Origin of the sequence: Streptomyces sp. Edi2 (assembly GCF_040253635.1) — a bacterium.
Lineage (GTDB): Bacteria > Actinomycetota > Actinomycetes > Streptomycetales > Streptomycetaceae > Streptomyces.
The window spans coordinates 5,477,615-5,503,165 of sequence record NZ_JBEJGX010000003.1; the positions used below are offsets into that span (position 1 = coordinate 5,477,615).

Here is a 25,551-nt window from a genome sequence, read left to right on the forward strand (position 1 = left end):
ACGCGCTCGACGCAAGGACCGCGCGGGGTGGCGGGCGGACTCCTTGTGGTTCCCGGGCAGGGCCGGGCGCTCCACGGGACGCGTGGTGCCGGTGCGGCGCCTCAGTGCGAGGACAACACCCCGTACGCCGCCCCGACCCCCCACGCCTGATGCATCGCCCCGGCGAACGCCCCCGCGAGCAGTCGCTCGCCCCACTCCGACGGATGCGTCCCGTCGTACGTGGCGCTGTCGATCTCCCAGCCGTCCGGCACGGAGGCCAGCAGCAACGGCGAGCCGGGGGTGGAGAGATCGGCGACGGCCTTGGCCAGCAGCTCGTTGAAGCGCTCGCACTCCGCGCCGAACGCGGTGTCCGCCACCGCCCGCACATTGGGTATCACCGGCATCAGCACCGCCCGCAGGTGCGGCGCCGCCGCCCGGGCCCGCGCCACGAACTCCCGCACGTTCTCCGCGGTCTGCTCGGCGTTCGTATAGAAGCCGAGGTCGATCAGGCCGAGCGAGACCAGCAGGGTGTCGGCGTCGTACCGGCGCACCATGTCGCCGATCAGCGGTGCCATGTGCAGCCAGCCCTCGCCCCAGCCGGCGAGGTGGCGGCGGGCCTCCTCGGGGAAGCCGGGGTCGGCGTAGGCGGCGGAGGTGGGGGCGCCCGTGGCCGGTTCGTGGAGCGTGTGGCGCGGTCCGACGATGCGGTACGGGCCGTCGAACGTCGCGTTCAGGTGCTGCCACATCCGGTAGCGCCACGTGAAATCGCCGGTGCTCCCAATGGTCATCGAGTCACCGACGAACATGATCCTCATCCGGCCATGATGGCCGAGACCCCCTACTGCTCGGTACGTGACGCTGGACACGCCCGGTTCGTGGTGCGGTGACGGCCTGGCCGACGCGATGCGGTCGGCGATGGGGAGGCCGGTGGCTTGCGGCCACGTCCGGTGGTCCGGGATGGCAGTCTGTGCCCATGCGTTCGCTTCTGTGCGCGGCCGGTGCCGCGGGAATCCTGTGGTCGGCTGCCGTGGTGCCCGCCGCCGCCGACGAGCCCGACGGCTTCACCATCGGCGATCCCCGGATCACCGAGTCCAGCGGCCTGGCCGCCAGCCGGGCGCACCCCGGGATCTACTGGACCCACAACGACAGCGACGACGGCCCCTACGTCTACGCCGTCGACGGCCGCACCGGCCGTACGGTCGCCCGGATCACCCTGCGCGGCATCGGCAAGCCGCGCGATGCCGAGGCCATCTCGACCGGCCCGGACGGCAATATCTACGTCGGCGACATCGGCGACAACCTCGGCGGCAGCTGGAGCCACGTCTGGATCTACCGCTTCCCCGAACCGAAGAAGCTGCGCGACGCGACGGTGACGGCGACCCAGTTCGACGTGAAGTACGCGGACGGGCCACGGGACGCCGAGGCGCTGATGGTGCACCCCAAGACCGGCCGGGTCTACATCGCCAGCAAGAAGCAGGACGGCGGTGGCGCCCTCTACGCGGGCCCGCAGCGGCTCACCACCTCCGGCACCAACGTCTTCCAAAAGGTCGCGCCGATCGACCTGTGGGTGACCGACGGGGCGTTCTCCCCCGACGGCACCCGTCTGGTCATGCGCAGCTACTTCGGCGCCCGGATCTACCGCTGGCAGGACGGCCGCCCGAAGGACCTCGGCAGTGTGGGCGTACCGGTCCAGCAGCAGGGCGAATCGGTCACCTTCACCCCCGACGGCCGCACCCTGATGTACGGCTCGGAGGGCAACGACAGCGAGGTCAAGCCGGTCGGCCTGAGCGACGACCAGCTGCCGGACTCGGCGAAGGACGACCCGGCGAACGGCGACGGCGCCAACGGCCACGGCGGCAAGGGGAGTGAGGGGACGGACCTGGACCCCGGTTTCATCAAGGGGGCGATGGTCCTCGCGCTGGCCACGGCCCTGGTCGTCGGGCTGCGCAGGCTGGTGCGACGGCGGTAGGACGGGGCGTTGTCACCGCCGCAGCGATGAGTTTGTCCGGCCCCGGCAGTCTCACTGACATCGATACCGACACCGGTATCGACAACGGCAGGAGGAAACGCATGGCTCAGCTGTTGAGGGTCCAGAACTTCAACGTTTCGCGTGACGGGTTCGGTGCCGGTGAGCACCAGAGCTTGGAGAGACCGTTCGGCCACGCGGATCCCGGCGAACTGTTCGCCTGGGCCGGCGCCACGGCGAGCTGGCCCATGCGCACCGACCCCGGAGGCAGCCGCGGCCTCGACGACTACTTGACGCGGGACTTCGCACGCAACATCGGCGCCGAGATCATGGGCCGTAACAAGTTCGGGCCCTATCGCGGGCCCTGGAGCGACCACGAGTGGAACGGCTGGTGGGGTGACGAGCCCCCGTTTCACACCCCGGTGTTCGTCATGACCCACCACGAGCGTCCTCCGCTCACGCTCTCCGACACCACCTTCCACTTCGTCGGCGGCGACCCGGCCACGGTCCTCGGGCAGGCGCGGGAGGCCGCGCAGGGCAAGGACGTCCGACTCGGTGGCGGGGCCACGACCATCCGGCAGTTCCTTGACGCCGACCTCGTGGACACCCTGCATGTAGCCGTCTCGCAGGTGGAGCTCGGATCCGGGGTTCGGCTCTGGGAGTCGCCCGATGAACTGCTCGACCGGTTCCACCTCGACGTCGTGCCCAGCCCGAGCGGCGTGACGCATCACCTGTTCTGGCGAAGGTGACGCACGGGCCCACTCGGGATGCCGGCGCGGTCGCCGCGACCGTCTCAGTGGGCCCCGGCCCCGCCCTGTTCCCCGGCCCCGCCCTCGACCAGCCGCAGCTCGTAATGCAGTGTCCGCTCCTTCTTCAGCCGGTGCACCAGCGGTACGAACAGCCCGTGGATCAGGGGGTACTTCCGGGTCAGCGACCGCTCGGCCCGCCGGTACTCCCGGGTCTGCGGATCCAGCAGCCGCACCCGCGCAGGGACGGTGGGCCCGGTGGGACGGCCCCGCCAGGTGGAGGCGCAGATCTCCACCTCGGGGAAGTTCCGCATCCGCTTCGCCTTCCAGGCGCTGCCGTACGTCCGCAGATAGGCGTGATCGCCGTCGACGGCCATGTTCATCGGCGTACCGACGCCGGTGCCGTCCCGCTTGTACGTGGTCAGCAGGATCGCCCCCTGCCGCTCGAAGGGGGCGAGGCCGGGGCTCGGGGGATTCGTCATGGCTCCCATACAGGCACATCCGGCCTGTTTCGTCACTTCATGGTGCGTCCGTTCGGGCGGTGCGGGGGCTTGATCCTTCCGTGCGGCAGCGCGGCAGCGCGGCCACGCGGCTTGACGGGGCGTCGGTGGGGCACCTGCTGCTCCCCCCCGGGAAGGTGGTGGCGAGGTGACTGGACGGGCACCACGCACCATCGGGCCCCGGCGGTTGCCCGCCGGGGCCCGATGGTGTGTGGTGCCGTCAGGTGGCTACAGCTTGCCGATGACGTGGTCGATGCAGGCCGTCAGGGCCTCGACGTCCGCCGGGTCGATTGCCGGGAACATCGCGATGCGCAGCTGGTTGCGGCCGAGCTTGCGGTACGGCTCGGTGTCGACGATGCCGTTGGCGCGCAGGGCCTTGGCGACGGCCGCGGCGTCGATGTTGTCATCGAAGTCGATGGTGCCGATGACCTGCGAGCGCTTGGCCGGGTCGGTGACGAACGGGGTGGCGTACTTGGAGTCCTCGGCCCAGCCGTAGAGGGTGCGCGAGGAGGTGGCGGTGCGGCCGACCGCCCAGTCCAGGCCGCCCTGGCCGTTCATCCACTCCAGCTGCTCGTTGAGCAGGAAGAGGGTGGAGAGCGCCGGGGTGTTGTACGTCTGGTTCTTCAGGGAGTTGTCGATCGCCGTGGGCAGCGAGAAGAACTCCGGGATGTGGCGGCCGGACGCGTGGATGGCGCGGGCGCGCTCCAGGGCGGCGGGGGAGAAGGCCGCCAGCCACAGACCGCCGTCGGAGGCGAACGACTTCTGCGGCGCGAAGTAGTAGACGTCGGTCTCGGCGATGTCCACGGGCAGGCCGCCCGCGCCGGAGGTGGCGTCGACCAGGACCAGCGCGCCCTCGTCGGCGCCCGCGACCCGCTTGATGGGGGCGGCGACACCGGTCGAGGTCTCGTTGTGGGTGAAGCCGTAGACGTCCACGCCCGCCTCTGCGGCCGGGTCCGGGTGGTCGCCCGGGTCGGCGGAGAGGACGGTGGGCTCGTCCAGCCACGGCGCCAGCTTCGCGGCCTTGGCGAACTTCGAGGAGAACTCGCCGAAGCTGAGGTGCTGGGACTTGCGCTCGATCAGGCCGTGCGTCGCGATGTCCCAGAAGGCGGTGGAGCCGCCGTTGCCGAGCACGACCTCGTAGCCCTCGGGGAGCTGGAAGAGGTCACGTACGCCGTCGCGCACCTTGCCGACCAGGTTCTTGACCGGGGCCTGGCGGTGGGACGTGCCGAGAAGGGAGCTACCGGTGGCGGCCAGGGCGCCGAGCGCCTCCGTACGCACCTTGGAGGGGCCCGCGCCGAAGCGTCCGTCGGCGGGCTTGATGTCAGCGGGGATCTGGATATCAGCCACGGGGGAAGCCTAATCCGTTGTGCTGGGGGGTTCGGCGGCACGTCCAGCGGATGAGATGCGTGGTGCTCGTACGGTGGACGGTTTTGGAGGGGGCATTACCGGGTGGTGGCGCGTTACCCGGTGGTGGGGCGTTACCCAGTGGCTGGGCGTCAACCGGTCAACCGGTGGTGGGGCGGTCGGGGCCGTCGTCCGCGTAGACGGCGGTGAGGGCGGTCGCTGCCTCGGCCATGACCCGGCGGGCCTCGGGCGGGTCGAGCACTTCGAGGGAGTCGCCGAACTGGAGCAGTTGACGGACGGCGCCGATGACCGGGTAGGCCAGCTCGATGACGGCCCAGTCGGTCCCGGTGTCCGTCTTCTCGCCGGTGCCGGTGCCGGTGTCCGTGTGCGCGTCGTTCCGGGCGTCCTCGCCGTCCCTGGAACCCTCGCCCTCCCCGGAGCCCTCGTCACCCGTACGGGGTGGTCCGGTCAGTGCCGGGCCCAGGATGCGTACGGCCAGGTCGAGGCGGTCGCGGCGGATCCGGGCGGTCACCCTGACCTCCGCGGGCCGGTCCTCGACCTGGCGCCGCAGGTGCTGCCAGACCTCGGCGAGTCCGACTCCCGCGCGGCGCCGTACGGGGGCGTCGGTGAGGGTTGCCGAGGCCACCCGGTCGGCGCGGAAGAGCTGTGGCCGGCCGCGCCGGTCCGCGACGAGGTACCAGGTGCCCGCCTTGGCGACCAGACCGTAGGGGTCGACGGTGTACGTGCGCAGCCGGGTTTCGCCGCTGTGGCGGTAGCAGATGCGCAGTCGCCGGTCGGTGAAGACGGCGGTGTGGAGTTCGTCCAGGTCGACGGCGGGGCGCGGGCCGCTCATCCACTTGTCGGGGTCGACCAGGATGCGGCTGCCGGCCAGCTCCGCGGCCGGCCGGTGCGGGGCGGGCAGCGCCGCCATCACCTTGCGCAGCGCCGAGCCGAGCGCTTCGTCCAGGCCGAGGGCGGTGTGTGCGCCCTGCGCGGCCAGGATGAACAGGGCGCGGGCCTCGTCGGTGGTCATCCCCGTGACGTCCGTACGGAAGCCGGGGAGCAGCGCGATCCCGCCGTGCCGGCCGCGTTCGGCATAGACCGGCACCCCGGCCGCCGACAGCGACTCGATATCGCGGTAGACGGTCCGGGTGGAGACCTCCAGCCGCTCGGCGAGCTCCGCGGCCGGCACCCGGCCGCGGGTCTGGAGGAGCAGAAGGATCGAGAGCAGACGGGACGACTTCACGGCCGCATTTATAGCCGCATTCATATATGACGTCAGCTGTCAGGTTATCGCGCCAGAGTGCCGGTCATGGAGATCAACGACTTCGACCGGCTGTCCGCCCCCACCCTCGGCCTCGCCGCCCTCGTGGCGCAGGTCCGGGGCCCCGTCCTCGTCCCCGGCGACGACGGCTACGACGCCGAACGGTCCGGGTTCCAGCTGGCCCGCTGCCACAGACCCGCCCTGATCGTCGGCGCGGAGTGCGCCGGGGACGTCGTCGCCGCGGTGCGCTTCGCCCGCGCTCAGGGCCTGCCGGTTGCCGTCCAGGCCACCGGGCACGGGCTGTCCGCGGCCACCGACGGCGGGCTGCTGATCAGTACCCGGCGGATGGCCGGGGTGCGGGTGGACGCGGCGGCCGGCACCGCGCGGGTCGAGGCGGGCGCCGTCTGGGGACAGGTCGTCGAGGCGGCGGCCCCGTACGGGCTGGCGCCGCTCAACGGCTCCTCCCCGGGCGTCGGCGTCGTCTCGTACACCCTCGGGGGCGGCGTCGGGGTGCTGGCCCGTACGTATGGCTTCGCCGCCGATCACGTGCGGTCCGTCGACCTCGTCACCGCGGACGCCCGGCTGCGGCACGTCACCGCGGACAGCGACCCCGGGCTGTTCCGGGCGCTGCTCGGCGGCGGCCACGGCCTGGGGGTGGTGACCGCGATGGAGTTCGGGCTGATGCCGGTGGCGCGGCTCTACGGCGGGCAGTTGGTGTTCGGCGGCGAACAGATCGACGCGGCGCTGTCGGCGTATCTGGACTGGACCGAGAGCGTCCCGGACGAGCTGACCTCATCGCTCGCGCTGATCGCGTACCCGGACCTCCCGCAGCTGCCCGAATCGCTGCGCGGCCGCTACCTCGCGCACATCCGGATCGCCTACACGGGGAGCACCGCGGAGGGCGAGCGGCTGGTGGCGCCGCTGCGGGCGCTGGGGCCGCGGGTGAGCGACGACCTGCGCGAGATGCCGTACGCCGAGTCGCACATCATTCACCGCGACCCGAGCGATCCGCATGCCTACGACGGCGACAACGCGCTGCTCAGCGGGCTGGACGCGGCCGCTCTGCTGCGGGTGGCGGCGCTGACCGGGCCGGCCGCCCCGGTCATGTGCGTGGTCCAGCTCAACCATCTCGGGGGTGCCATGGCCACGGGCGCCTCGGCCGGCGCCGTCGGCCACCGGGATGCCCGGTATGCGCTGCGGCTGGTGTCCGGGTTGCCGGTCGCCGCGGGTGACGGGCCCGGCAGCGGCGGGGCCAGCAGCGATGGGGCCGGCAGCGATGGGGCCGGCAGCGGAGGGCCCGATGCCGCTCTCGCCACCGTACGGGCGCTGCACGCCGAAGCACTGGCGGTCGTTGAGCCCTGGCGGCTCGGCCGGAGCGTGAACTTCCTCTTCGGCGGGCACGGGGAGCGGCAGGACGCCGAAGAGGTGGCGCGCAGTGTGCACGACGCCGACGAGCACCGGCGGCTGGCCGGGATCAAGGCCGGCCATGACCCGGAGAACGTCTTCCGTTTCCACCCGGTCGGTGCCGCCATGGCCGGTGCCGCCATGGCCGGCCGGGCGCCGGTCGCCGCCGCCTTCCCCGGCTGAGGGCCGTTCCCCTCTCCGGCTGACGGCCGCCCCCTCTCCGACTCTCCGACGGACCGCCGCGACTCGCCCCCGCGATCGGGCCCGCCCACCGCCCATGAACCCGCCCCAGTGGGCAGGCTGGAGACATGGCTGATCGTACGGAGACGGAGAAGCGGAACCTGGAGAAGGAGTTGGCGGCCGCGGTGCGGGGGGAGGTCTCGTTCGCCGCGGCCGACCGGGCGCTGATGACGATGGACGCGTCCAATTACCGGCGGGTGCCCAGGGGGGTGGTCGCGCCAAGGGACGCCGAGGATGTCGCGGCGGCGCTGCGGGTGTGCCGGGAGCACGGGGTGCCGGTGGTGCCGCGCGGCGGCGGGACCAGTATCGCCGGGCAGGCAACCGGCGTCGGGGTGGTGCTGGACTTCACCCGGCACATGCGGCGCATCGTGTCCCTGGACCCCGCCGCCCGCACCGCCGTCGTCCAGCCCGGCGTGATCCTCGACGACCTGCGGGCGGCGGCCGGCGCGCACGGACTGACCTTCGGCCCCGACCCCTCCACCCACAGCCGCTGCACCCTCGGCGGCATGATCGGCAACAACTCCTGCGGCTCGCACTCGGTGGCCTGGGGCACCACCGCCGACAGCGTCCGCGAACTGGAGCTGTTGACCTACGGCGGCGAGCGGGTGCGGGCCGGCCGCGGCACGGGCCCCACCGGCGCCCCGACCGGACTGCCCCCGCGGCTGCGGGACGGCGTCAAGGCCCTGGTCGACGCGGAGTTGGCACTCCTGCGCACCGGCTACCCCGACCTCCCGCGCCGGATCTCCGGCTACGCCCTGGACGCGCTGCTGCCGGAGGCGGGCACCGACCTCGCCCGCGCCCTCACCGGCAGCGAAGGCACCCTCGGCGTGCTGACCGAAGCGACCGTGCGGCTCGTGGAGACCCCGGCAGCGCGGGCCCTGGCCGTCCTCGGCTACCCCGACGAGAGCGCCGCCGCCGAGGCCGCGCACACCCTCCTCCCGCACAAGCCGATGACCGTCGAGGGGATGGCCGCCGACCTCGTGGGCAGCGCGGCCGGGCTGCCCAAGGGCGGCGCCTGGCTGTTCGTCGAGATGGGCGGCGCGAGCCCCGGCGAGGCGGCGGCACGGGCCGAGGCGCTGTGCCGGGCGGCGGCCGCGGACGGCGCCACCGACCACACCCTCGTCACCGACCCGGCCGGCCAGCGCGCCCTGTGGCGCATCCGCGAGGACGCCTCGGGCACCGCGACCCGGCTGGCCGATGGCTCCGAGGCATGGCCCGGCTGGGAGGACTGCGCCGTCCCGCCTGCCCGGCTCGGCCCGTATCTGCGCGACTTCCGCGGCCTGTTGGCCCAGCACGGCCTGCGCGGCACCCCCTACGGCCACTTCGGCGACGGCTGCATCCACATCCGTATCGACTTCGACCTGCTGACCGCCCCGGGCATCCGCCGCTTCCGGGAGTTCTCCTACGACCTGGGCGAACTGGTGGTGGCGCACGGCGGCTCGCTCTCCGGCGAACACGGCGACGGCCAGGCCCGCGCCGAACTGCTCCCGAAGATGTACGGCCGGGAACTCGTCGGCGTCTTCGAACGCTTCAAGTCGCTCTGGGACCCGGCCGCCGGGCTCAACCCCGGCATGCTGGTCCGTCCCGCCCGGCTCGACGAGAACCTTCGCTTCGAGCTGCTGCCCAAGCGCCCGGTCCCGGTCGAGTTCGGCTACCCGCACGACAACGGGGACTTCTCCGCGGCCGTACGGCGCTGCGTCGGCGTCGCCAAGTGCCGTAACGCCGCCACCGGTCCGGGCTCGACGGACGTGATGTGCCCGTCCTTCCGGGCCACCGGGGAGGAGCAGCACTCCACCCGCGGCCGGGCCCGGCTGCTGCACGAGATGCTGGCGGGCGAGGTGATCACGGACGGCTGGCAGTCGCCGGAGGTACGCGACGCCCTCGACCTGTGCCTGTCCTGCAAGGGCTGCCGCAGCGACTGCCCCGTAGGGGTCGACATGGCCACCTACAAGGCGGAGTTCCTGCACCACCACTACGAAGGCCGGCTGCGCCCCGCCGCCCACTACTCCATGGGCCGCCTCCCCCAGTGGCTGCGCGCCGCGGCCCCCGCCGCCCCCGCCCTCAACGCCCTCGCCCGTACACCGCTGGCCGCCGTCGCCAAACGCCTGGGCGGGATCGCACCCGAGCGGCCGATCCCCCACCTGGCCACGGAGACCTTCACCCGCTGGTGGTGGCGTCGGCGCGGGGCGGTGGGGGCCGGGGTCTCCGAGGCGGGCAACCGGGCAGCTTCCGGGGCCGCCCCCGCGGCCCGGCGGCGCGACGCACCTCCCGGCCGCACGGTCATCCTCTGGCCCGACACCTTCACCAACCACCTCTCCCCGGACGTCGGCCGCTCCGCCGTACGCGTCCTGGAGGCCGCCGGACTGCGTCCCCTCCTGCCTCCGACCGCGCCTCTGCGTCCGGCCGGAGCCCTTCCACTGCCGCGCCGCCACCGCCCCCTGTGCTGCGGTCTGACCTATGTCTCCACCGGCCAGCTCGACCAGGCCCGCGCCGAGATGCGCCGCACGGTCGAGATCCTGAGCCCCCTCCTCCGTGACGGCCGCCCCCTGGTCGTTCTCGAACCCAGCTGCGCCGCCGCCCTCCGCACGGACCTGCCCGAACTGCTCCCGGACGACCCCCGGGCGGCCCGCCTGGCCCGCTCCGTACGGACCTTCGCGCAGGCCCTGGAGGAGCTGGCCCCCGACTGGCAGCCCCCGCGCATCGACCGCCCCGTAGCCGGCCAGACCCACTGCCACCAGCACGCGGTCCTGGGCGACGCCGCCGACCGCCGCCTCCGCGAACGCGCAGGCCTCACCGGCTCACTGACCGGCGGCTGCTGCGGTCTGGCCGGCAACTTCGGCTTCGAACGCGGCCACTACGACGTGTCGGTGGCCTGCGCCGAGGACCAACTCCTGCCCGCCGTGAGGGAAGCCCCCGAGGGGACGGAGGTCCTTGCCGACGGGTTCTCCTGCCGCACCCAGCTCGATCAGCTGGGCGACCGTCCGGCCCGGCATCTGGCAGAGGTGCTGGCGGAGGCGCTGGACGAGGCGTTGGAGGAGCCTTCGGGGGAGCCTTTGGGGGACGAGGGCAGCTGAGGTGACGGGGGCGGGGCCCGCAAGGAGCGGGACGGAGCGGAGCGGTTCTCCCCTGTTGAACCGCTCCGCCCGCCTGGCGCCGCGGGCCGAACCCCGAACCCCGAACCCCGAACCCGAGGAGCGTCGTGGTCTCGCGCTACCCGGCGGCGAACGCCGACCGCATCCGCCTGCCGTTCACGATCAGGACGACACCGAGCAAGAGCACGCCGCACACGCCCTGTTCGGCCTTCAGCCACACCGGGAAGGCGCCGGGCAGCGCAACGATGACCGCGATGGCCACCAGCATGACGCCGGACGCCACCCGCAGCCGCAGGTAGGACCGGCTGTGCCCACGGCCCGTCCGCACCGCGAACGAGACCATGAGCAGGGAGGTCGCAACGACGATGGAAGCCCGCACCCACACGGCGTCGGTGACCAGGTCGGGGTGGTGGCGCAGCAGGATGATGGCGAGCAGCGTGAGCCCGCTGAGTAAGGCGTAACCGCCGACGAGCAGCTTCGTGCTGCGCAGCGCCCGCCGCAGGTGCGGAGGGCGGAGATGCGGAGGGCGGAGGTGCGGAGGGCGCGAGTCTCCGCCGGCCGGCTCGACGGCGCGCGGCATCGGGGTGGTCATACTGATCCTCTCTGATCCGGGTGCAGGGCTGCTTGCGGCCGGGTGCACCGGCCGCAACGGGCCTTGCGATGCCGGCTCGTGCCGCGCGGACGGTCGGTTCCATGGTGCTCTCCGCCCGCCACCGCTCCCTCGTTCCCACGGACGAGACACGGCCCCGGCAGGCCTCAGGGACTTCCCGGGACCGCCCCGTAGTGGCATCCCCGATGTCTCCGGACGGAGGCCTGGGCGGAGGCCAGGGTGGAGGCCGGATGCAGGCGGTAATACAGGCCGTAATGCAGGCCCGGACGAGGCCCCTTCAGGCATCCTGCCCCTCGCCCAACAACCGTCCCAGGACGGGCCCGAGCCGTTCGGGCACGCTCTCCCCGGCCCGCCATCCGATGAAGCCGTCGGGACGCACCAGGAGGGCACCACCTTCCGGGATCTCCGGCACGGCGACGCTGTGCACGGGGAGTCCAAGCCGCCCGGCGGCCTCGTCCCACGCCGAGTCCCCGGGGCCGGTCAGCAGGGTGAACCGGGAGCGGATCAGATCGAGGGTCGAGAGTCCTTCGCCGATCCAGTGATGCGGCAGCCGCGAGCCGGGGGAGCCGTCCAGGACGAGGGCGATGTCCTCGGTGGAGGGCAGCTCCGGCTCGGGGTCGATGACCGCGGCCGAGGCGTAGCGGTAACCGGCGTGCACGACAGGCGCGTTGACCACTCCGGCGGCCGTCCGCGCACGGGCCGCCGCCGGCCCGTGCCCCCAATGCAGCCCGGGGTCGGACAGCCGCAGCACCGCCTGGTCCAGGGCGAGCCGGGCCACCGGACGGCGTTCGGCGTCATAGCTGTCGAGCAGCGCGGTGCCGGCCGTGCCGCGGAGCACCAGGGCCAGTTTCCACGCCAGGTTGTGGGCGTCGGCGACCCCGGTGTTCAGCCCGAAGGCGCCCAGCGGGGGCACCACATGCGCGGCGTCGCCGATCAGGAACACCCGGCCGTCGCGGAAGCGGTCGGCGAGCAGGCCGCGCATCCGCCAGTGCAGAGTGCTGACGATCTCGACGTCGAGACCGGGAACACCCAGGGCGGTCCGGATCAGCTCCGGGGTGGGCTCCTGGGAGCGGGAGGTGTGGAAGACCCACTCCTGAGCCCCGTCGATGGTGACGAGCATGCCGGTGGCCTCGGGGTGGGTGATGTCGCAGAGGGCGAATGACCGTCCGCCCAGCAGCGGTTCGAGGTCGGCGCGGAAGAGGATGTTGGCGTGCGGCTCGCCCAGGTCGCCGGGGCCGGAGGTGGCGATGCCGAGCGCCTGGCGGACCGCGCTGCGGGCGCCGTCCGCGGCGATGAGGTAGTCGGCGGTGACCGTCCGGCCGTCGGAGAGTCGTGCGCTGACCCCCGTGCCGTCCTGGGTGAAGGATTCCAGTGCGACACCGAATTCGACGACCGCGCCCCGGTCCCGGGCGGCCGGGAGCAGAACGGCGTCGAGGCGGTTCTGCGGGCAGGTGCCACGCAGCGTCCCGGGGGTCCAGGGCATGTCCGCGGTGGCCAGGTTCCGGGCCTGGCCGGGTGGCCTGGACGGCAGATCAGCCGCCGCCAGGGTCTCCGCGCTGATCTTGCCCAGGCTGCCGGCCGAGGCGTCGACGGCCACCGCGTTCACCGCATCGGCCAGTTGGACCTCGCGCAACAGCTCCACGGTCCGCCCGCCCAGCCCGGTGGCACGCGGGTGGATCCGGAGGCCGTCCTCCCGCTCGACCAGATGCACCCGGACACCGTGATGCGCCAGGAACACAGCCGCACTCAGCCCGACCGAACCGCCGCCGCTGATGAGCACTTCGGCCCGCGCGGCCACCGTCGCGTCATCCGCCCGTAATTCCGCCATCCGTCATCCCTTCCCCGAGTGGGAACAGTGTCCCCGTCAATGGGCACACTGTAGCCACAAGGTTAGGATGAACACCATGGCAGACGAGAGAAACGGCCCTGAGCTGGTCTGGAGCCGGGAGCCGCGGGCCCCCAGGCGGCCGGCGATGACGATCGGGCGGATCGTCGAGGTCTCACTGGCACTCGCGGACGCCGAGGGCTTGGAAGCGCTGTCCATGCGGCGGGTCGCCACCGCGCTCGGCTCCGGTACCACCTCGCTCTACCGCTATGTGACGAGCCGGGACGAGTTGCTGGAGCTGATGATCGACGCGGCCCAGGGCGAGGACGTGCCGCCGCCGCTCTCCGGTGACTGGCGCGCCGACCTGCGGGCAGCCGCTTGCCGGCACCGCGCCGTCCTGCTGCGGCACCCCTGGCTGAGTGGGGTGATGTCCACCCGCCCGGCACTCGGCCCCAATATGCTGCGCCAGCTCGACACCGCCCTGGGCGCCGCCTCCGCCCTGACCGACGACATCTCACTGGCCTCGAACGCCGTCGACGTCGTCATGCAGTACGTCTTCGGTGCGGTCTCCCGCGAACTCGCCGAACAGGAGGCGCAACGCCGCACCGGCCAGACCGAGGAACAGTGGCGAAGCAGCGTCGGCACCTACGTCCAGGAGATCATCGCCGCCGGCCATCACCCCCAGTTCGCCCGCCGCGTCCTGGAGGCCCGGGACCACACCTCCCAGGAACTCTTCGACTTCGGCCTCGACTCCCTCCTCGACGGCATCGCCACCCGGGCCAACGGCCCTGAGACGCGACCCTGACCCAGCCAGGGGGTGGGTGGCACCGCCTCGACTACGGGAAGCCATCCGCCGGCGTCAGGGGCGTCCCGAACCTCACCGCCCGACCGTCTCGACACGGACAAGGCGTTCCCGGCGGCGCCCCGTCGACGAGGGACAGAAAGAGGACCGCACTGGCCGACCATTCCACCCACGCCCCGCCGCAGTTGAGCGCAAGCCTGCACGGCTCGCCCCGCTGGAGTGCGGCCATGACTCCTACCTGCCCGGGCCTGCCCAACTCGCCTGAAACCCGCTGCCGTTCGTCCCCGTGGAGACCGGCAGTCACTTCCCGCGCATCCCCGCCCATCAGCCGGACCGCACGTACGGGGCTGCGTGTGACGAGGGCCGTCCAGGAGGCCAGGCGATCCGCGTGGACGGACGTGTACACAAACCGCTCACACCAGAAGCCGGGCGTGAGGAGAGCCGATGCCGGCCCCCGCGTCACGCTGCCTCCTGGACGCACATGGGCCGGAAGGAGGCTGCGGTACGGGCCCGGGGGTCCGGGCGCGCCACAAGCGCGTACGTACACCCCTCCGCATCAACTGCCCTGAGCACGACAGGGATTCCGGCAGCCAGACTCTCTCGTGCCCACCGGTATCCGACCGCATCCTCCAGCCACGCATGCACCACACCGTCGTACGGGGCGCCTAACTGCTGCGCCACGTGCTCCGCCCTCGCTCGTACCCAGCCGAGGGCCCGCCCCGGCGAGTACGACGTCCAGCCGCCGAGGTCGATCGAGGAGCCATCCGGATACCGGGCTGTGGCCTCCGCCCGGTAAGCCACGGGCAGCCGCCGGGCCGTCAGAGGCTGAGCCGTGCCGGTTCCGGTTACGGTGCCGGTGCCGGGCACGGTGCCGAGGTATCGCCTGCCGCCAACTCGGCGGCCAAGGCAGCCGACTCGGCCAACTCGACCCACACGGTCTTTCCGGTGTCGTCCCGGTCGACGCCCCAGCCACTTGCCAAGGCGTCCACCAGCACTAATCCACGCCCACATTCCTCGTCCTCCTTGGCCTCGTTCATCACGGGCAGTTCGTCGCTCGCGTCCCGCACCTCCAGCCGGAGGCGGCCGCCCGTCCAGGCGAACCGGACGCCGACCTCCGAGGCGGCGGGCGCCTGTGCCTGTGCCCGTACGGCATTGGTGACCAGCTCGGACAGCAACAGCTCAGCGGAGTCGGCCAGTTCGCCACTGATACGCCAGCTCCGAAGCTGGCGGCGTAGCGCTGCCCGGGCGCGGGCGGCACTTCGGTCATTTCCGGGTAACAGGTGGGCCGCGGCAGCCGCCGGGACGGGTGTGAGCCGTGTTGCTGCTGGTCGGGCGCGTGTGGACATAGCTATCCCCTGGGGAGCGCGACTAGAGAGCCCGCAGCATGGAACAGCGCAGCGTGACGGGCTGGCACTTACCGTGACAGTCGGGGCGGCCCCGCTGCAAGAAGTTCTCGGGAATTAATTCCCACGAGGGACAGCCTCAAGATCGAGGTTGCAGGGCGGAGTGGGGCAACTGGAGACTGGGCCCACCGTCTACAGGAGGCCAGGGGTGACGAGTCAACGAGTGGGCGAGGGACGAAAATCCACCGTCCTTGGCAGGAAGCTCGGCGGGGAACTGCTGAAGCTCCGTGACGCGAAGGGGTTGACTCAACCTCAGGCCGCACGGCATCTCACGGCTACACAAACGAAGATTGCCAAGATGGAGCGCGGATTCTCGCCCGTGCGCGATCCCGACCTACACGCTTTGTGCGACCTGTACGGACTGGATCGGGTCGGTCTCGAGAGAGAACGCCTGATCGCGCTAGCCAAGACGGACCGTGAACGCCGTCGGGCAAAAGGCTGGTGGGAGGAGTACACGGACCTGGGCGACCTGCTGGAGTACATCCAGCTTGAGGCCGGGGCATCCAGGATCCGGACGTTCCAGAACCAACTGGTTCCAGGCCTGCTGCAAACGCCGGAGTACGCCCGTGCGGTGGCCGTGGCGGACGACGCATGGGAAGACCCCGACGAAGTCGACCAGTTCGTTGCTGCGCGGATCAGTAGACAAGCCCGGCTTACCAACGACAGGCCGCTGGAACTGTGGGCGGTGCTCTCCGAAGCCGTCCTGCGCCAGCAGGTCGGGGGAGCGGCGGTCATGCGGGGTCAGCTGGAGCGTCTTCTTGAGGTGTCCGCCATGCCCAACGTCAAGCTTCAGGTGTGGCCGTTCGAGGCGGCCGCGCATGCAGCGATGAGCGGTCCCTTCGTGATTGTTGGCTTCGAAGAACCGGCTTCTCTGGACGTTGTCTACCTGGAGACTGCTGGATCTCGGCTGTGGCTGGAGCGCGAAGAGGACGCGCACAGGCATCGAGGGCTGTTCGATAGCGTACGAAGAATCGCGCTGTCTCCTGAAGACACCCGTGTACGGCTCACCAGCTTGCTGAAGGAGAACCGGTGACCACATTCAGGTTTTATAAGTCCAGCTACAGCGGTTCGCAGGGTGAGTGCGTGGAAGTGGCCCGCAACGTCCCGCAGCTCATGGCCATACGCGACAGCAAAAACCCCGCTGGCCCGTGCCTCATAGTGGGTGCCAGCGCTTGGGCCTCGTTCATGGAAACGCTCAAGACGGGCGACTCGACGGTCCTCTGAGGCTTTCGCCGAGCCCCTGGCGGGCACGAGCACACGCAAATGATGCAATTGCTCCGGACCAAGCTCTTGGCCCGCCACTTGCCGTCGTTTGAGGCCTCAGCGCAAGGCCTCAAGCGCCTTCAAAATGAGCTCCCGTGCCTCCGCGCCATACACGGCCATGCAGCGTAGCTGCTCGAAGGCCTTCAGGTAGAGGGCGATTTCGGAGGGCTGGGTGATGTTCACCTGTGCGGACATCAGCTCGACCGATACAAGGGTGTCGTCATAAACGCTGAACAACTCTTGTGGCCACAGAACTCGTTCACTCGTCGCCATGGGTATGACGCCGAGTGACACAGACGGCAGTGCGCCGGCAGTGAGCAGGTAGCCCAACTGCGCGGCCATCGCGTCAGGAACCCCAAGTTGGTAGTAGAGGACCGCCTCTTCGACCAGCAGCACGAAACGATGCCCCGGCTCGTGGATGATCTGCGAGCGTTCCAAGCGTGCTGCCGCTGCTTCGTCGGCATCATCGGGAACTTCGAGAAGACGGGCGTTGGTGCTGAGTACGGCCCGCGCGTACCCCTCTGTCTGTAGCAGTCCGGGTACCAATGTCGGAGAGTAGACACGGAACAGGGCTGTTGACCGGAACAGCTGTACGTAGCTGTCCTGCAGCTGCCGCAGTCCGGTGCGCACCCGGTGTCGCCACTCTGTGTACAGGGACTCGGCATGTATGGACGCCGCTATCAGGTCCGGAGCCTGGTCGACGGCGTCACAGGCGCGACACCACAGCCGAATGTCCGTCGGCGAGGGGGGCGTCTTGGCGTTTTCAATACGGGAGGTCTTGGAGTGGTGCCAGCCACACCGGTCAGCCAGCTCGGTGACCGTTAGCCCTGACTCCTTCCGGAGGTCGCGTAGCTTCCGCGAGACCGTTTGGCGCGCGGCTTGGGCTGAGGAGGAGGGGGATGTGGGCATGAGCTGGCTCGTCCGGTGCTTCCTTTAGCCGATCTCGTATTGGTCGTGCGGTATGGCTCTTGCCCACACCGTTTCGAAGGCATCGGCGCAGAGCTTGGCAGCTGCTGCGTCGTTGGACTCCTCGTGGACCGTCACGTCACCATCCCCAGCGAAGTGGTTCCAGCGGATCAGGTGGTCGTCGAAGAGCCAGAAGTCGTTGCCCGGCAGGGCGATGTCGGAGGCGCGGCGGCGAGGCAGCCACCGAACCTGCTCGCCGGCATTGATGTTGACGGTGGCCCCGGCGTGCATGTACCGAATGGAGTCGGATACGGGTTCGGATACGATGCGCGCTCTCCGGATCGTGACGCCGCGCGCAACGGCCTGGGAGACCACGTCGACCCAGGACTTCCAGTATTCCGATCCGGGGTCCATCTCTCGCTGGCCTGTGCGCTGCCAAGTGGCGAAGCCTTCCGTCTCTCCGCTCACATTGTAGAAATCCCGCATCTGCAGGAATACGGCGGAGTGCTGCGCGGACTCCATGAGTTCGCTAAAGCTTGGCACCTTCACGTCCTCCAACGACGGTTGTGCAGTGCTCTGGAAGTTAGTGAATCGCGTATTCGTCGTGAGGAATGGCTCGGTCCCACACTGTCTCGAAGGCGTCACTGCACTGCTTGACGATTCCGGGCTCGGTGCGGAGTTCCATCGGCGGCTCAGCCCAAACTCCATCGCCGCTGAAGTGGTTGAACAGAACCGACTCCCCATCGAAGATCCACAGGTCGCAGCCGGGCAGCATCAGGTCGACTGCGCGGCGGCGGGGCAGCCAACGGACCAGCTCGCCGGCGTGCACGTTGACGCTCGCCCCGGCGTGCTCGTAGCGGATGTAGTCGGTGACGGGCTCGGACACGATGCGGGCTCGGCGTACGGTGACGCCGCGCGCGGTGGCTCGCGAGACCAGATCGACCCAGGGTGCCCAGTAGGCAGAGCCGGGATCGGCATCGCGCATACCGGTGGCTTTCCAGTGGTTGAAGTCGTCGGCCTCGTCGCCCACTCCGTAGACATCCCGCATCTCAAGATGCATGGCGGAGTGCTGCGTGTCTTCCATGAGGTCTTTAAAGCTTGGCTCGTTCTGCGGCATCGCAGGCCTCCCTCAGTGTGGGCACGAGGCGTACGGGGATACGGATCACCGTCTCGTGCGCAGGAACTCCCTTGACGTGCCCCGGCGCGGAATGCTCCACGCACTGGGCTCGTGTCTCGTCGTCAGCGATGTAGCTCTGAAGCACGATGTCGGCGTTCGCTAGGTCGACCCAAGCTGTGGGCGAGCCGTTAGTCCCCGTATTGGGGTCAATGCCGATGAACTGTAAGGCCATTACCGTCCTCCGCTCCCAGCTGTGCGCTGATGTGCATCACGATTGCGAGCTGCGCGCGTCTGGTCAAGACCGAAAAGTAGCCAACTCACCTGTAGGAGTGGCTGTATGCACATCTGTGCACATTGATGGCGAGGTGTACGCGAAATCTCTAGCGTCGTCATCCGGCGCAGCCTTACCCCTTGGCCGGATGTGTGAGCCGCGCTTGGTCTCAACGACGCCCGATGGAGGCATCTGCATGCGCACCCCTGGATCTCCGACCACGCCCGCGGCGACGCAGAAGTGCAGCGAGTGCCGGGAGCTTGAACGCGGCTGGAGGCAGGCCGAAGCGGCGCGGGATCTCAGCAGGGTGACCGACTTCAACGTCCTGATCGTCCGGCACCGGATGTCGCACCGGGCGGAGCCGTAAACGGGAGCGGGCAGCTGTGAAAACTCCCGCCCCGGCCGCCATTCCCTGGCAGGACACGGCCGGAGCGGGTGGGCCCACGAGGGGCCCTCGCAAGTGCACGACGGCGTGCGGACCGACCGCGCGGCGACTTGGCACCTGAGGAGAGCACCATGCGATACCGCCTCGATCCGGTCAAGTACGGCGGCGATGAGGACGACAACCAGGGCGGCAACCCCAACGGGGGTTGTGGCGACGGGCAAGGCTGCGGCCGCCAGTAGCTAGTGGGATCGGGTGGCCCTCGTCCCGTGAACCGGGCGAGGGCTGCCCGTTCGGACCAGTCAGTGCAAGTTCGGACCAGTCAGTGCAGGTAAGGCGTTCGCAGCAGGGAGAGAGATGCCCGGACCTCATCACCACGCCTATGTCTGGCTCGGCAGCGGCGATGTGCTCGTGAAGCCGGGCGACGCGCACCGGCGCCCCGGCCACCCGGAATTCCGTTCCGCCCAGGTGATGCCGCTGGAGTGCGCGGACTGGCTGCTGAAGCCGGCCTCCCGGATCGAGGCGACGTTCGACGAGCCGAAGGAGGGGGCCGACTGGTATGCGGATCAACTCGCTCGGTACGCCGTCCTTTTCGTCGGCTCGTACCCGGAGGGGTTGTCGCACGAGGAGACCGTGCGGGCGCTGGCGGCCGGTGAGGACCGGGTCGGTGGGTGGTGGGTGTCCGGCGGCCGATTTCTCTCGGTCAATCTGATCGCGTGCAGTCCGCATAGGGTACGGCCGGATTATGGATGCCCGGGGCGGTAGGTGGTAGTGGGAAGGGGGCAGTTCGGCAGGCCGTTCGTGCGCCGGTGCGGCTGACCGGGCACGGCGTTCGTGCGGTCGTCGTCAGCCGCCCGGGCCGCGCCAGATGTTGCTGAAGGCCTCTTCGTCGATGGCTCGTCGTTGGCGTTCGAATTCCAGCTCGTTCACGGCGTCGGCGACGGTGGCGAGCACGGTCTCCACCGCGGCGTCGTCCACGTTCCCGGGTTCCTCCGTCCACTCTCCGCGGATTTTGAGGGTCGCCGCGAGGCCGGCGAGGACGGGCTCGCCCGCGGTCCAGCGGCTTGCCGCGCCGCGGCGTGCGGGCGTGTCGGCCAGTGTCATCCGGCCGCCGGAGCGGAAGGGGATCCAACGGCTGCGGGGCTGCCGAGTGAGCTGGCCTTCGGCCTCAAAGGCGGTCAGGTAGGCCGTGGACAGGCCGCGGCCTCTGCGCCACAGCCAGTCTTCGACGGACTCGTACGGCGGTTGTTGGTCGAGTGATGACGCGGCCTCGTCCATGAGGCGGTCGGCCACGGCCGGCCGGTAGCCCGGCACGATGCGGTCGACGTCCAGGCTGATGGCTTGCGCCTCCAGGAGGTCGATCAGCTCGGCGCCCGCGAGCGCGAGCGACAGATTGCCGCGCTCCAGAGTGCGACTGGATTCCATGTCCATGGCGACGAACATGAGGTCTCGCGGTGTGGTCATGAAGGGCTCCACGTCAGGGCATCAGGAGCATGCGCACGAGCAGGTGCAGGAACTCGCTTCGGCATCAGGAGTGGCGCGTCGCTCGACGACGGGCCCCGGCATCCGGTGCGGCGCCGGGTGGGTCCCTCAGCCCGCCGGTGAGCGTTCCTCTTCCTACGAGCTTATGGAGCGAAGGCGGTAGCTGCATCCCACGGGGATCGGGATTCGGGCCGCGGGGAGGGGCGGCGGCTCCTCAGTCGGTGCCGGTGCCGGTGCCGGTGCCCGTGCCCGTGCCGGTGCCTGCGCGCCGCGCGTCTCCGCCCGCCATCCTCCCCATGACCTCGTGGGCCAGCCTGACCAGGTCCGGGATCCGCGGGTGCCCCGGGCCGTCGCGCCAGGCGATGACCACCGGGACGGGCGGGGCGTCGGTCAGGGGGACGTAGGCCATGGACGGGTGGGGGTGCATTTCGGCGGTGGCGGAGGTGGTGACGCCCACGGCGCGGCCGCCGGTGATGGCGGCCAGCCAGTCGTCGGTGTTGCCGATGGTGATCGTGGAGGCGGGGCGGGCCGCTGCGGGCCACAGGTCGAGGGTGGTGGTGCCGGAGACGGTGTTGAGGGCGATGGTGCGGTCCGTCAGCTCGGTGAGAGAGAGGGCGGTGCGGTGGGCCAGCGGGTCGTCGGCGGGGAGGCCGGCGACCCTGGGCTCGGTGGTGAGCTGGTCGGTGATCAGGCCGGGGGCGCGGACCTCGCCGCGCAGCAGGGCCGCGTCCACATCGCCGCGGGCGAGACCGGCCGTGCGGTCGTCGATGCGGAGGAGTTCGAGCGGGGTTCCCGGGTGCTCCTCGTGCCAGCGGCGCAGCAGTGCGGTGGTGTCCGTACCGGCGGCCGACCAGGCGTGGCCCAGGCGCAGCGGCCAGGCGGTGTGGGGTGCGTGGCCGAGGGCCCGGTCGAAGGCGGTCACCGCGATCGCGGCCTGGTCGCGGAAGGAGACGCCGTCGGGGGTGAGCGCGAGGTGGTGGGTGGAGCGGTCGACGAGGTGGAGGCCCAGTTCCTGTTCCAGCTGGCGCAGGGTGCGGGAGACGGCCGGCTGGGTCAGGTGCAGGCGCTCGGCGGCACGGGTGATGCTCAGGGTGTCGGCGATGGCGAGAAAGCAGCGGAAATGACGCAGCTCGATGCTCATGCGTGCGGAGCATAACAACAGGGGAAAAGGCATTTCACGGACCGGAAGAAGGCCCCGTAGCGTGGTGGCGTGAATGCATCGCCCGAGAGCCCCGATGGCCGTACCCCCGCCTCTCCCGTCCACACCGTGTCCGCCGGTGACGACGGGGGGATTCCGCACCCCGTGCCGCCCTCGCCCGAGGTGCTGACGGCGGAGGCCCAGGCCCAGGCGCAGGCCGGGGCCGCCGGGGCGTCGGGTGCGCGCGGGCGGCTCGTGTCGGTGGCGCTGGTCATCGGCGGGATCGTCTCGCTGCAGTTCGGCTCGTCGGTGGCGGTGCTGCTCTTCCCGCGGGCCGGTGCGCTGGGCGTGGTCACCCTGCGGCTGGTCGTCGCCTCGCTGGTGCTGCTGGTCGTCTGCCGTCCCAAGGTGCGCGGCCACTCGCGGGGGGACTGGGCCACGGTGCTCGCCTTCGGCGTCGCACTGGTCGGGATGAACTCGCTCTTCTACCAGGCGATCGACCGCATCCCCCTGGGGGCCGCGGTCACCCTGGAGTTCCTTGGGCCGCTGGTCCTGTCGGTGGCGACCTCCCGCAGGCTGCTGAGCCTGGTGTGGGCGGCGCTGGCGCTCGGCGGTGTGGTGCTGCTGGGACGCGAGGGTTTCGACGGACTCAACCTCACCGGCGCGGCGTGCGCGCTGGCGGCCGGCGGCCTGTGGGCCGCCTACATCCTGCTGTCCGCCCGTACGGGACAGCGCTTCCCGCAGGCGGACGGGCTGGCGCTGGCGATGACCGTTGCGGCGCTGCTCAGCCTGCCGTTCGGCATCGTCAGCGCGGGCGCCGCCCTGCTGAACCCGGTCACGGTGGGGCTGGGCGCCGCCGTCGCCCTGATGTCCTCCGTCATGCCCTACACCCTGGAACTGCTCGCCCTGCGCAAGCTCCCGGCCTCCGGCTTCGCCGTGATGATGAGCCTGGAGCCGGCCGCCGCGGCCACCGCCGGGTTCCTCGTACTGCACCAGGCGCTGGGCTGGGCCGAGGTACTGGCGATCGGGCTGGTCGTGGTCGCGAGTGTGGGGGCGGTGCGGAGCGCGGGGGCGGGCTCGCACTGAGCGCGCCCGCCTGCGAGGACACGTACGAGGACACGTACGAGGACACGTACGAGGTCGCCGCGGACGAGCGCGGGCTGCTCATCCTTGACTGCCTGTCCCGTTCGTAGCGCTACCCGTTCCCCATGCTTGGGTGCTAGACACGGGAGTTCACCCGTGATCTGGGAAAGGGGCGTTCGTGAGGAACGAGTCCGTGAAGCCGCCTGAACGTGTTGCTGTCATCGGAGTGGGAATCCTCGGAGCCTGCGTGGGCTGGAACCTGTCCCGGCACGGCGCCAAGGTGGTCTTCATCGACGCGGGCCAGCCAGGCGAAGGCGTCACCAACTGGTCTTTCTCGTGGGTCAACGCCAGCAACAAGACCGAGCGCACGTCCTACTTCGCCCTGAACGTCGCGGGCATGGCAGCGCACCGTGAGCTTGTCAGGACCATCGGGCCGGACTCCTGGTGGTATCCCAACGGCCACCTGCGCTGGGCAGACGATCCCGCGGCGCAGGCGAAGCTCCTGAAAACAGCCGAACTGCTGGCCGGCTGGAACTACCGGGCCGAGGTGTACACGGGGGCCGAGGTGCGCCGCCGCCTCGAACCTGCTCTCACGATGCCCGGCGAGGTTCCCGTCGTGTTCTACCCCGACGAAGCCTGGGTGCACGGACGTCATCTCGTCAGCCGCCTGGTCGGCCAGGCCGTTGCGTCCGGTGCCGAGCTGCGGTCCGGTGCCACCGTCTGTGACATCGGCACCGGTGCCGACGGGAGCATCCGGACAGTTGCGCTGTCCGATGGGAGCCGTCTCGACGTCAACACCGTCGTGAACGCGGCAGGACCCAGCGCCTCCCACGTCGCCGGGCTCATCGGACGGCACTTGCCGATGCGCCGGGAACCCGGCGTCGTCACCCGGATCGGCTGTGCTCAGGTCCCGGTTCGCCGGGCCATGCACGCTCCTCACATCGAGATCCGGCCTGACGGAGACGCTTCGGTGGTCCTCCACAGCCGCGAGATCGACGCGCTCATCGACTCAGGTGAAGAGCCGGCGCAACTCGCGCGGATGCTCCACGAATCGGCGCGGCACGTCGTTCCCGAGCTCGGCAACTCCCGCATCGCACAGACACGGGTAGCGGACCGGCCCCTCCCGGCCGACGCATTCCCCTCGGTGGGAGCGGTGCCGTCTGTACCGGGCTATTACGAGGCCGTTTCCCACAGCGGCATCACGCTCGGGCCGGTAATCGGCCGGCTGCTTGCTTCGGAGATCCTCAGCGGGAAGAGCGACGAGTTGCTTGCGGACTTCCGCCCGGAGCGGTTCCCTGGGTGACAGTTCGGGCAACGCCCCCGCCCGGTCGGCGTCCGCCCCGGGCGGCGAAGGCGGCATGCACCAGCTTGGTGACGGCGACCCGCAGGTTGTCGACGGTGATGAAGTGCCGGCGCACGCGCCGCAGCGCCGCCTCGCTCTCTCCGTGCTCGCCGGTCGCCACGATCGCGCGGATGCCCAGGTTCGTGCCGAGCCCGAAGAGCGCGAGCAGCAGACCTCGCACCGTGGGTCAGAGAGAGGAGATCGGGGCCTCGAAGGCGTTGATGTAACAGAAAATCATGCAGGCGTGCTTGATTGTTTCTGTCGGCGCTGCCACGCTCGGAGCGCACCGCACCCGCACCACACCGACGGGCCGCTGCCCTGTGCCGCGGCCGTCGTCGCATGCCAACACGCCCTGCTGTTACGGCAGTCGCGTCGATGAGGGGAGTGTCGCGTGTCCGATCCCGGCGCCGTACTGGCCGATCTCAGGGCGGAGAGCGAGGAGTTGGACGCGCTGGTCGCCGGGCTGCCGGCGGAGCGCTGGGCGGCCCCGACGCCCGCCGAGGGGTGGACCGTCGCCCATCAGATCGCCCATCTCGCCTGGACCGACCGGCAGGCCCTGCTGTCGGCCACCGACCCGGAGGGGTTCGCACGGGCCGCGCGGGACGCGCTCGCCTCGCCGCTGACCTTCGTCGACGAGGCTGCCGAGGCAGGGGCGAAGGTGCCGCCCGCGGAGTTGCTTGCCGGCTGGCGCGGCGGCCGCGAAGAGCTGCTGCGGGCGCTGGCCGCCCGTCCGACGGGCGAGAAGCTGCCCTGGTACGGCCCGCCGATGAGCGTCGCCTCGATGGCCACCGCCCGGCTGATGGAGACCTGGGCGCACGGCCAGGACGTGGTCGATGCGCTGGGTGTCACCCGGCGGCCCACCGCCCGGCTGCGGCATATCGCCCGGATCGGGGTGCGGACCCGTAACTTCGCCTATGCGACGCATCAACTCACCCCGCCCGACGAGGAGTTCCGGGTCGAGCTGCGGGGGTCGGACGGCACGGTGTGGGAGTACGGGCCTGCGGACGCCGGGCAGCGGGTGACCGGGGACGCGCTGGAGTTCTGTCTGCTGGTGACCCAGCGGGCGCACCGTGCCGATCTGCCGTCCCTGCGGGCCGAAGGAGCGGACGCGGAACGATGGCTGGAGATCGCCCAGGCCTTCGCGGGCCCGCCGGGCAAGGGCCGGGAGCCGTCCGGGGAGGACCATCAGGGGACATCCGGGAAGGGCGCCACCTCGTGAGCGACGGCAGCCCCGCACGCGGCCCGCACCCCACCGCAAACACCCCACACCTCACCGCAAGCACCGAACCCCCCACCGCAAACACCCCACACCTCACCGCAAGCACCGAACCCCCCACCGCAAACACCCCGCACCCCACCGCACATACCCCGCCCCCCTGCCCCCTCGGCGCC

At 70.9% G+C, this 25,551-nt stretch carries 25 protein-coding genes; 12 read left to right on the forward strand and 13 right to left on the reverse strand.

Annotated features, from left to right (window positions below; genetic code table 11):
* Positions 1-101: 101 nt before the first annotated feature.
* Complete coding sequence (locus tag ABR737_RS27560; protein ID WP_350253098.1) at positions 102-794, reverse strand: GDSL-type esterase/lipase family protein; 693 nt, start codon at positions 792-794, stop codon at positions 102-104.
* A 158-nt stretch (positions 795-952) separates the two neighbouring features.
* Between ABR737_RS27560 and ABR737_RS27565 the strand changes: the two genes are divergently transcribed.
* Entirely contained in the window at positions 953-1,948 is a 996-nt protein-coding gene (locus tag ABR737_RS27565) for a hypothetical protein (protein ID WP_350253100.1), read from the forward strand.
* 101 nt (positions 1,949-2,049) lie between these two features.
* Complete coding sequence (locus ABR737_RS27570) at positions 2,050-2,694, forward strand: dihydrofolate reductase family protein (RefSeq protein ID WP_350253102.1); 645 nt, start codon at positions 2,050-2,052, stop codon at positions 2,692-2,694.
* Positions 2,695-2,738: 44 nt separating this feature from the next.
* Here ABR737_RS27570 and ABR737_RS27575 read toward each other — a convergent pair whose 3' ends face one another.
* From ABR737_RS27575 to ABR737_RS27585, 3 genes are all read right to left on the reverse strand, one after another.
* The gene (locus tag ABR737_RS27575; protein WP_350253103.1) at positions 2,739-3,173 is read right to left on the reverse strand and encodes a PPOX class F420-dependent oxidoreductase; all 435 of its coding nucleotides are present in this window, start codon (positions 3,171-3,173) and stop codon (positions 2,739-2,741) included.
* A 246-nt stretch (positions 3,174-3,419) separates the two neighbouring features.
* Positions 3,420-4,538, reverse strand: coding sequence for a phosphoserine transaminase (gene serC / locus ABR737_RS27580; protein WP_350253104.1), 1,119 nt, complete (start codon positions 4,536-4,538; stop codon positions 3,420-3,422).
* Between the two features lie 157 nt (positions 4,539-4,695).
* The gene (locus ABR737_RS27585) at positions 4,696-5,781 is read right to left on the reverse strand and encodes a helix-turn-helix transcriptional regulator (RefSeq protein ID WP_350253106.1); all 1,086 of its coding nucleotides are present in this window, start codon (positions 5,779-5,781) and stop codon (positions 4,696-4,698) included.
* Positions 5,782-5,847: 66 nt separating this feature from the next.
* On the opposite strand from ABR737_RS27585, the gene ABR737_RS27590 reads away from it, so the two are divergent.
* Positions 5,848-7,386, forward strand: a complete 1,539-nt coding sequence (locus ABR737_RS27590) for an FAD-binding oxidoreductase (RefSeq protein ID WP_350253107.1) — start codon at positions 5,848-5,850, stop codon at positions 7,384-7,386.
* 125 nt (positions 7,387-7,511) lie between these two features.
* The gene (locus ABR737_RS27595; RefSeq protein WP_350253109.1) at positions 7,512-10,517 is read left to right on the forward strand and encodes an FAD-binding and (Fe-S)-binding domain-containing protein; all 3,006 of its coding nucleotides are present in this window, start codon (positions 7,512-7,514) and stop codon (positions 10,515-10,517) included.
* Positions 10,518-10,653: 136 nt separating this feature from the next.
* Here the strand turns inward: ABR737_RS27595 and ABR737_RS27600 are convergent, their stop codons facing one another.
* Positions 10,654-11,127: a hypothetical protein gene (locus ABR737_RS27600; RefSeq protein WP_350253110.1), complete on the reverse strand. Its 474-nt coding sequence runs from the start codon at positions 11,125-11,127 to the stop codon at positions 10,654-10,656.
* Between the two features lie 295 nt (positions 11,128-11,422).
* Positions 11,423-12,973, reverse strand: coding sequence for an FAD-dependent monooxygenase (locus tag ABR737_RS27605; protein ID WP_350253111.1), 1,551 nt, complete (start codon positions 12,971-12,973; stop codon positions 11,423-11,425).
* A 76-nt stretch (positions 12,974-13,049) separates the two neighbouring features.
* On the opposite strand from ABR737_RS27605, the gene ABR737_RS27610 reads away from it, so the two are divergent.
* A complete protein-coding gene (locus tag ABR737_RS27610; RefSeq protein ID WP_350253113.1) occupies positions 13,050-13,775 on the forward strand; it encodes a TetR/AcrR family transcriptional regulator in 726 nt (241 codons plus the stop codon).
* 842 nt (positions 13,776-14,617) lie between these two features.
* Here the strand turns inward: ABR737_RS27610 and ABR737_RS27615 are convergent.
* Positions 14,618-15,118, reverse strand: coding sequence for an ATP-binding protein (locus ABR737_RS27615; RefSeq protein WP_350253115.1), 501 nt, complete (start codon positions 15,116-15,118; stop codon positions 14,618-14,620).
* A gap of 205 nt (positions 15,119-15,323) precedes the next feature.
* On the opposite strand from ABR737_RS27615, the gene ABR737_RS27620 reads away from it, so the two are divergent.
* Positions 15,324-16,208: a helix-turn-helix domain-containing protein gene (locus ABR737_RS27620; RefSeq protein WP_350253117.1), complete on the forward strand. Its 885-nt coding sequence runs from the start codon at positions 15,324-15,326 to the stop codon at positions 16,206-16,208.
* Positions 16,205-16,399 (forward strand): DUF397 domain-containing protein, encoded by a 195-nt coding sequence (locus ABR737_RS27625; protein WP_350253118.1) that lies wholly within the window; start codon positions 16,205-16,207, stop codon positions 16,397-16,399. The genes ABR737_RS27620 and ABR737_RS27625 overlap by 4 nt, the downstream gene beginning before the upstream one ends.
* A gap of 96 nt (positions 16,400-16,495) precedes the next feature.
* On the opposite strand, the gene ABR737_RS27630 is transcribed toward ABR737_RS27625, so the two are convergent.
* From ABR737_RS27630 to ABR737_RS27640, 3 genes are read right to left on the reverse strand one after another with little or no spacing between them, the layout of a single operon-like run.
* Positions 16,496-17,347 (reverse strand): helix-turn-helix domain-containing protein, encoded by an 852-nt coding sequence (locus tag ABR737_RS27630; RefSeq protein WP_350253120.1) that lies wholly within the window; start codon positions 17,345-17,347, stop codon positions 16,496-16,498.
* 24 nt (positions 17,348-17,371) lie between these two features.
* Entirely contained in the window at positions 17,372-17,902 is a 531-nt protein-coding gene (locus ABR737_RS27635) for a DUF6879 family protein (RefSeq protein ID WP_350253122.1), read from the reverse strand.
* 25 nt (positions 17,903-17,927) lie between these two features.
* Entirely contained in the window at positions 17,928-18,461 is a 534-nt protein-coding gene (locus ABR737_RS27640; protein WP_350253123.1) for a DUF6879 family protein, read from the reverse strand.
* A gap of 467 nt (positions 18,462-18,928) precedes the next feature.
* Between ABR737_RS27640 and ABR737_RS27645 the strand changes: the two genes are divergently transcribed.
* A complete protein-coding gene (locus tag ABR737_RS27645; protein ID WP_350253125.1) occupies positions 18,929-19,099 on the forward strand; it encodes a hypothetical protein in 171 nt (56 codons plus the stop codon).
* A 372-nt stretch (positions 19,100-19,471) separates the two neighbouring features.
* Positions 19,472-19,879 (forward strand): hypothetical protein, encoded by a 408-nt coding sequence (locus tag ABR737_RS27650; protein WP_350253127.1) that lies wholly within the window; start codon positions 19,472-19,474, stop codon positions 19,877-19,879.
* Positions 19,880-19,960: 81 nt separating this feature from the next.
* Here the strand turns inward: ABR737_RS27650 and ABR737_RS27655 are convergent, their stop codons facing one another.
* Complete coding sequence (locus ABR737_RS27655) at positions 19,961-20,578, reverse strand: GOLPH3/VPS74 family protein (RefSeq protein WP_350253128.1); 618 nt, start codon at positions 20,576-20,578, stop codon at positions 19,961-19,963.
* A 232-nt stretch (positions 20,579-20,810) separates the two neighbouring features.
* Positions 20,811-21,737 (reverse strand): LysR family transcriptional regulator, encoded by a 927-nt coding sequence (locus tag ABR737_RS27660; RefSeq protein ID WP_350253130.1) that lies wholly within the window; start codon positions 21,735-21,737, stop codon positions 20,811-20,813.
* A gap of 180 nt (positions 21,738-21,917) precedes the next feature.
* On the opposite strand from ABR737_RS27660, the gene ABR737_RS27665 reads away from it, so the two are divergent.
* Together ABR737_RS27665 and ABR737_RS27670 are read left to right on the forward strand one after the other, a co-directional pair.
* Positions 21,918-22,820, forward strand: coding sequence for an EamA family transporter (locus ABR737_RS27665; RefSeq protein WP_350256940.1), 903 nt, complete (start codon positions 21,918-21,920; stop codon positions 22,818-22,820).
* A gap of 190 nt (positions 22,821-23,010) precedes the next feature.
* Entirely contained in the window at positions 23,011-24,120 is a 1,110-nt protein-coding gene (locus ABR737_RS27670) for an NAD(P)/FAD-dependent oxidoreductase (RefSeq protein ID WP_350253132.1), read from the forward strand.
* Here ABR737_RS27670 and ABR737_RS27675 read toward each other — a convergent pair.
* A complete protein-coding gene (locus tag ABR737_RS27675) occupies positions 24,062-24,340 on the reverse strand; it encodes a Tn3 family transposase (RefSeq protein WP_350253133.1) in 279 nt (92 codons plus the stop codon). The two genes, ABR737_RS27670 and ABR737_RS27675, sit on opposite strands and share 59 nt — an antisense overlap.
* A gap of 210 nt (positions 24,341-24,550) precedes the next feature.
* On the opposite strand from ABR737_RS27675, the gene ABR737_RS27680 reads away from it, so the two are divergent.
* Complete coding sequence (locus tag ABR737_RS27680; protein ID WP_350253134.1) at positions 24,551-25,378, forward strand: TIGR03084 family metal-binding protein; 828 nt, start codon at positions 24,551-24,553, stop codon at positions 25,376-25,378.
* The last annotated feature ends 173 nt before the right edge of the window (positions 25,379-25,551 follow it).

What these genes read in the sequence shown, in the direction of transcription:
- ABR737_RS27655 (WP_350253128.1), bottom strand. Translation starts at nt 20,578, where the DNA reads ATGACCACACCGCGAGACCTCATGTTCGTCGCCATGGACATGGAATCC.
- ABR737_RS27600 (WP_350253110.1), bottom strand. Translation starts at nt 11,127, where the DNA reads ATGACCACCCCGATGCCGCGCGCCGTCGAGCCGGCCGGCGGAGACTCG.
- ABR737_RS27610 (WP_350253113.1), top strand. Translation starts at nt 13,050, where the DNA reads ATGGCAGACGAGAGAAACGGCCCTGAGCTGGTCTGGAGCCGGGAGCCG.
- ABR737_RS27605 (WP_350253111.1), bottom strand. Translation starts at nt 12,973, where the DNA reads ATGGCGGAATTACGGGCGGATGACGCGACGGTGGCCGCGCGGGCCGAA.
- ABR737_RS27650 (WP_350253127.1), top strand. Translation starts at nt 19,472, where the DNA reads ATGCCCGGACCTCATCACCACGCCTATGTCTGGCTCGGCAGCGGCGAT.
- ABR737_RS27660 (WP_350253130.1), bottom strand. Translation starts at nt 21,737, where the DNA reads ATGAGCATCGAGCTGCGTCATTTCCGCTGCTTTCTCGCCATCGCCGAC.
- ABR737_RS27595 (WP_350253109.1), top strand. Translation starts at nt 7,512, where the DNA reads ATGGCTGATCGTACGGAGACGGAGAAGCGGAACCTGGAGAAGGAGTTG.
- ABR737_RS27565 (WP_350253100.1), top strand. Translation starts at nt 953, where the DNA reads ATGCGTTCGCTTCTGTGCGCGGCCGGTGCCGCGGGAATCCTGTGGTCG.
- ABR737_RS27615 (WP_350253115.1), bottom strand. Translation starts at nt 15,118, where the DNA reads ATGTCCACACGCGCCCGACCAGCAGCAACACGGCTCACACCCGTCCCG.
- ABR737_RS27560 (WP_350253098.1), bottom strand. Translation starts at nt 794, where the DNA reads ATGAGGATCATGTTCGTCGGTGACTCGATGACCATTGGGAGCACCGGC.
- ABR737_RS27570 (WP_350253102.1), top strand. Translation starts at nt 2,050, where the DNA reads ATGGCTCAGCTGTTGAGGGTCCAGAACTTCAACGTTTCGCGTGACGGG.
- ABR737_RS27590 (WP_350253107.1), top strand. Translation starts at nt 5,848, where the DNA reads ATGGAGATCAACGACTTCGACCGGCTGTCCGCCCCCACCCTCGGCCTC.
- ABR737_RS27645 (WP_350253125.1), top strand. Translation starts at nt 18,929, where the DNA reads ATGCGCACCCCTGGATCTCCGACCACGCCCGCGGCGACGCAGAAGTGC.
- ABR737_RS27575 (WP_350253103.1), bottom strand. Translation starts at nt 3,173, where the DNA reads ATGACGAATCCCCCGAGCCCCGGCCTCGCCCCCTTCGAGCGGCAGGGG.
- ABR737_RS27640 (WP_350253123.1), bottom strand. Translation starts at nt 18,461, where the DNA reads ATGCCGCAGAACGAGCCAAGCTTTAAAGACCTCATGGAAGACACGCAG.
- ABR737_RS27630 (WP_350253120.1), bottom strand. Translation starts at nt 17,347, where the DNA reads ATGCCCACATCCCCCTCCTCCTCAGCCCAAGCCGCGCGCCAAACGGTC.